Raw genomic sequence first — 5,238 nt, 5'->3', positions numbered from 1 at the left:
GCCGGCGCAAGGACCCCGACCGCGAGCCCCTGCCCCGCCGGCGGGCGGCGTACACCCGCCCGCACGGGGTCCGGCACCTGTTCGCCGCCTACGACCTGGGCAAGGACAAGTCCCACGGCCACGTCAAGAAGACCGGGAACCGCTCGGAGTTCCTGGAGTTCTGCCGCTGCCTCCGCAGCCTCCACCCGGCCGCCGCGCCCATCGCCCTCGTCTGCGGCAACTCAGGGGGCACGCCTCCGGCGTACGGTCACGCGTCCTGGGTGCGCCGCCCGCGCAGACCGGCTCCGATCGCCCAGCCGAGGCCGCCGGCCGCGACCAGCACCAGGGCGATCTCCGGCAGGACGCCCAGCCGGGTGGCGGGCGTCTCGGAGGAGCGCAGCGGCACCTTCTGGACCAGGTGGGCGGGCACGAACATGCCGGTCTTCCGGGTGATCCGCCCGTCGGGCATGATAATCGCGCTGACGCCGCTGGTCACCGGGACGGTGACGGTACGGCTGTGCTCGACCGCGCGGATCCGTGACATGGCGAGCTGCTGGTAGGTCATCTCGCTGCGGTCGAAGGTCGCGTTGTTGCTCGGCACGGAGATCATCTGCGCGCCGGCGGTGACCGTGTCGCGCACCGCCCAGTCGAAGGCGGCCTCGTAGCAGGTGGCGAGGCCCACCTTGGTCCCGTCGAGGGTGAACACACCCGGCTCGTCGCCCCGGCTGAAGTCCTGCCGGACCATGGACGTCCAGTCCTTGTTGATCGCCCCGAGCAGCGGGCGCAGCGGCAGGTACTCGCCGAACGGCTGGACCTGCCGTTTGTCGTACGTCTGGGTGGGCCCCTGGACGGGGTCCCACAGGATCTGCTCGTTGAGCAGCTTGCCGTCCCGTTCCACGACACCGCCGACGGAGATCGGCACCCCGATCGCCTTGACGGCCTGGTTGATGACGACGCGCGCGTCGGGGTTGGCGAAGGGGTCGATGTCGGAGGAGTTCTCCGGCCACAGCACGAAGTCCGGCCTCGCGGCCTTGCCCGCCTTCACCGCCTGAGCCAGTCGCTCCGTCTCGCGCGCGTGGTAGTCGAGGACGGCACGCCGCTGGGCGTTGAAGTCCAGACCCGCGCGCGGCACGTTGCCCTGGATGACGGCGACGGTCGCGGTGCCGTTCTCGGCCTTGTCGCTCACCAGGGACCGGGCGGCCACCGCGCCCGCCACCGGGACGGCGACGCTCAGCAGGGCCGCGGCGGCGGCCGAGCGCCGTACCGCGCGGGTGCGCCGCCCCTCCACCGCCAGGCGCACGGCCTCGTACAGTCCGAAGCCGCACAGGGCGACCGCGAAGCCCAGCACCGGAGTGCCGCCCACCGCGGCCAGCGGCAGGAACACGCCGTCCGCCTGCCCGAAGGCGATCTTGCCCCAGGGGAAGCCGTGGAACGGCACGCGTGCGCGTACCGCCTCACCGGCGATCCACACGGCCGCCGCCCACACCGGCCAGGCGGGCAGCCTGGACACGGTGGCGACGCCCACGCCCACCAGGGCGACGAAGACCGCCTCCACCGCGGCGAGCGCCAGCCACGGGCCGGGGCCGACCTCCACCCCGGTCCACACCAGCAGCGGCAGCAGGAAGCCGAGGCCGAAGAGGTAGCCGAGGCCGAGGGCCGCCTTCCAGCTGCGCCCGCGCAGCGTCCGGCCGAAGACCGCGAAGGCGGGCAGGGCCAGCCACCACAGGGGGCGCGGCGGGAAGCTGACGTAGAGGAGCAGGCCGGACAGCGCCGCGGCTGCGGCGGGCCCGAGTCGCACCAGCCTCGCGCGCCAGGGCGCGGGCGCTGCCTGTGGTCGCGGCCGGTTCGACTCGTCGACGGAAGTTGCGGTGACGGTCACCCCGGGAGTCTACGGCCGGTCACCGGGGCGCCGGCAGCGCGGATCAGGCCCGGCCGGGGGCCGGCCGATGCAGCCGGTCCTTGATCACGCGTACCGCCGACTCGGCGTTGTCGATCGTGATCGTGAACGTGTGGCCGTCCCACAGGCGCAGGACGATGCCCTCGCCACGCCGTACGACGACCGCGGTGCCCTTCTCGGGCCGCCAGCGGTAGCCCCAGCCGCCCCAGTGGCGCGGGGTGACGTGCGGGGCGAATTCGGCGCCCGCGACCTGGGAGAGCGGGATACGGCGGCGCGGCAGGCCCATGTGCCCACAGCGCACCTCCAGGGCCTCCTTGTCGACGCGCAGCGCCACGTGCACGAAGGCGAGGGTGCCGAAGAGGACCAGTAGGCCGGCCGCGATGCAGCCCACGACGGACATCACCAGCGGGGCGATGCCGACGTTCCAGGCGGAGTCGACGGCCAGCTCGATGCCGAGGGCCATGCAGGCGGCGCCGGCGAGCGCCAGCAGCCACTGGATCCGGTTGGTGGCGCGTCCGGTCCACACCTCGGGGTGGGTGCTGTTCTCGCGATGGGGGTGGTCCCTCATATACATGAGGTTACCCAGGTTTCGCCGAGCGGGTGGCGCGTCGTGGGTGACCGGACGTCAGCGGACGGGTGCGGCCTGCTGGAGGAGGACGCCTTCCGCGTAGGCCAGGGCGGGCACGGGCAGGGCGCCCTCCTGTCCGTTCAGCAGGACGGTCACGGTGCCCTCGGCCGGAGCCCCGGGCTCGGGACGGGCGCCGATCCGGCGCAGTGCCTGAGTGGCGACGGCGCCCGCGGAGCCGTGCAGGACCAGCGGGGGGCGGTCCGGACGCTGCACGGCGGCCCGGACGCGGTCGGCGACCAGTTCGTAGTGCGTGCAGCCCAGGACGACGGTCGTCACTTCCTCGGGGGTCAGCGCGGCGGCCGCGAGGACGGCCTCGTCGATCGCCGCCTGGTCCGCGTGTTCCACGGCCTCGGCCAGACCCCAGCAGGGCACCTCGGCGACCGGCACGCCGTCGGCGAACTCGCGGATGAGGTTCTGCTGGTAGGGGCTGCCCGTGGTGGCGGGTGTCGCCCAGATCGCCACGGGTCCGCCGCCGGCCGCGGCCGGTTTGATCGCGGGTACCGTGCCGATGACCGGAAGGTCCGGTTCGAGGCGGGCCCGCAGGGCGGTCAGGGCGTGCACGGTCGCGGTGTTGCAGCCGACGATCAGGGCGTCCGGGCGGCGGGCGGCGGCGGCCTCGGCGACGGCCAGGGCGCGCTCGGTCAGGTCCTCCAGCGTGCGCGAGCCCCAGGGCATGCCCGCGGGGTCCAGGGAGAGCACGAGATCTGCGTCGGGGCGCAGGCGCCGTACCGCGGCGGTGGCCGCCAGCAGCCCGATCCCGGAGTCCATGAGCGCGATCTTCACCCGGCCACGATAGACGATTCCCTCGAACCGGCCGTCCGGGTGGGGCAGACTGCGCGGGTGAGCGTGATCGTGTGGAGTGCCGTCGGATCACTCGCCGCCTGGCTGTGGCTGCTGCTCGGCCAGGGTTTCTTCTGGCGTACGGACGTCGGGCTGCCGCCCCGCGAGGACCCGGCCCCGGGCGACTGGCCGTCGGTGTGCGTCGTCGTCCCCGCGCGGGACGAGGCCGCCGTGCTGCCCGCGAGTCTGCCCTCACTGCTCGCGCAGGACTACCCGGGGCGGGCCGAGGTCTTCCTGATCGACGACGGCAGCACCGACGGCACCGGGGAGCTGGCCCGGGAGCTTTTCCGACGGCACGGCGGGCTGCCGCTGACCGTGGCCTCACCCGGTGAGCCGCCCGCCGGCTGGACGGGCAAGCTGTGGGCCGTACGGCACGGCATCGGCCTGGCACGCGCGCGTGTGCCCGAGTATCTGCTCCTGACGGACGCGGACATCGCCCACGCCCCGGACAGCCTGCACCATCTGGTGGCGGCGGCGCGCACCGGCGGCTTCGACGTCGTCTCGCAGATGGCCCGCCTGCGGGTGGAGACCCGGTGGGAACGGCTCGTCGTGCCGGCCTTCGTCTATTTCTTCGCGCAGCTGTACCCCTTCCGCCGGATCGGCCGCAGGGGCGCGCGGACGGCGGCGGCCGCGGGCGGCTGCGTGCTGCTGCGCGCCGAGGCCGCCGAGCGGGCACGGATCCCGGACGCGATCCGGCAGGCGGTGATCGACGACGTGGCCCTCGCGCGGGCCGTCAAGGGCGGCGGCGGGCACATCTGGCTGGGTCTCGCCGAGCGGGTGGACAGCGTGCGCCCCTACCCGCTCCTGCGCGACCTGTGGCGGATGGTCTCGCGCAGCGCCTACGCGCAGCTGCGCCACAACCCGCTGGTGCTGCTCGGCACGGTCGCCGGGCTGGCGCTGGTGTACCTGGTGCCGCCGGTGGCGCTGGCCGTGGGCCTGGCGGCGGGCAGTTCGGCGGCGGCGGTCGCCGGGGGTCTGGCGTGGCTGGTGATGGCGGGGACGTACGTCCCGATGCTCCGCTACTACCGCCTGCCGCTGTGGCTCGCTCCCCTGCTGCCGTTCACCGCGCTCCTGTATCTGCTGATGACGGTCGACTCGGCGGTACAGCACCACCGGGGGCGGGGTGCGGCCTGGAAGGGCCGCACGTACGCGCGTCCGGACGCCGTGCCCGACGAGGGGTGACCGGCGTGGCCGACGAAGGGTGACCGGCGTGACCGCTCACTTGCGGCCCGGCGTCCAGTTCATGCCCCAGCCGTAGGCGCGGTCGATCGTCCGCTGCGGGCTCACCCCGCGCTCGGGAACCAGGTAGCGGGCTTCGCGCTGGACGACGAGGTCGCCCCCGGTGTTGGTGATCAGGGCGAGCGCGCACACCGTCGAGGGAACGGTGCACTCGTCGAGGGAGAAGTCGACCGGGGCGCCGTGCTGCGGCTGGAGGGTGACCGTGGCGTGCAGGTCGGCGAAGGAGCGGGCGCCTTCGTAGATGGTCACGAAGACGAGGATGCGCCGGAAGTCCTGTGTGTGGTCGAGGTTGATCGTGAGGTTCTCGCCCTCGGCCACCGCGCCGGTGCGGTCGTCGCCGTCGAGGTGGATGTACGGCGGCCGGTGGAGCGAGCCGAACGCGTTGCCGAGGGCCTGGACGACACCCTTGCGGCCGTCCGACAGTTCGTACAGGGCGCACAGGTCCAGGTCGAGGTCACTGTGCAGGGCGACCGCCCGGCCGCGCTTGCCGCCCCAGCCGGAGAACTGCTTGCGCGTCTGCCAGTTGAGGTTGACGCGCATGGTGCCGGAGGTGCCGCCCTGCTTCGTCAGCGACACCGCGGGGGCCGCCTTGGTGAGCGTCACCTTGCTCAGGCGGACAGGGGGCGCGGCAGGCGCGGGCGCGGCGGGTGGCGGC

5 protein-coding genes and 1 pseudogene are annotated in these 5,238 nt (G+C 73.9%); 2 read left to right on the top strand and 4 right to left on the bottom strand.

Annotation, left to right across the window (positions count from 1 at the left end; genetic code table 11):
- Positions 1-221, top strand: a pseudogene (locus tag C1I97_RS42555) (IS630 family transposase); the annotation flags it as partial.
- A gap of 26 nt (positions 222-247) precedes the next feature.
- Here C1I97_RS42555 and lnt read toward each other — a convergent pair.
- The 3 genes from lnt to C1I97_RS30835 are packed head-to-tail and all read right to left on the bottom strand — an operon-like array spanning position 248 to position 3,287.
- A complete protein-coding gene (gene lnt / locus C1I97_RS30845) occupies positions 248-1,858 on the bottom strand; it encodes an apolipoprotein N-acyltransferase (protein WP_111006373.1) in 1,611 nt (536 codons plus the stop codon).
- 43 nt (positions 1,859-1,901) lie between these two features.
- Positions 1,902-2,444 (bottom strand): hypothetical protein, encoded by a 543-nt coding sequence (locus C1I97_RS30840; RefSeq protein WP_111006372.1) that lies wholly within the window; start codon positions 2,442-2,444, stop codon positions 1,902-1,904.
- A 57-nt stretch (positions 2,445-2,501) separates the two neighbouring features.
- On the bottom strand, positions 2,502-3,287 hold the full coding sequence (locus C1I97_RS30835; RefSeq protein ID WP_111006371.1) for a glutamate racemase: 786 nt from the start codon (positions 3,285-3,287) through the stop codon (positions 2,502-2,504).
- 39 nt (positions 3,288-3,326) lie between these two features.
- On the opposite strand from C1I97_RS30835, the gene C1I97_RS30830 reads away from it, so the two are divergent.
- Positions 3,327-4,526, top strand: a complete 1,200-nt coding sequence (locus tag C1I97_RS30830; protein WP_111006370.1) for a glycosyltransferase — start codon at positions 3,327-3,329, stop codon at positions 4,524-4,526.
- A gap of 36 nt (positions 4,527-4,562) precedes the next feature.
- On the opposite strand, the gene C1I97_RS30825 is transcribed toward C1I97_RS30830, so the two are convergent.
- Positions 4,563-5,238 (bottom strand): TerD family protein (locus tag C1I97_RS30825; RefSeq protein ID WP_441349170.1); only part of this gene is annotated, 676 nt, incomplete at its 5' end.

Source organism: Streptomyces sp. NTH33 (genome assembly GCF_003236365.1).
Classification (GTDB): domain Bacteria; phylum Actinomycetota; class Actinomycetes; order Streptomycetales; family Streptomycetaceae; genus Streptomyces.
Note: the sequence above shows the minus strand (reverse complement) of the source record. Positions and strands in the feature narration are given on the sequence as shown.

Excerpts from the sequence above, each read along its gene's own strand:
- C1I97_RS30840 (WP_111006372.1), bottom strand. The coding sequence starts at position 2,444 with ATGAGGGACCACCCCCATCGCGAGAACAGCACCCACCCCGAGGTGTGG.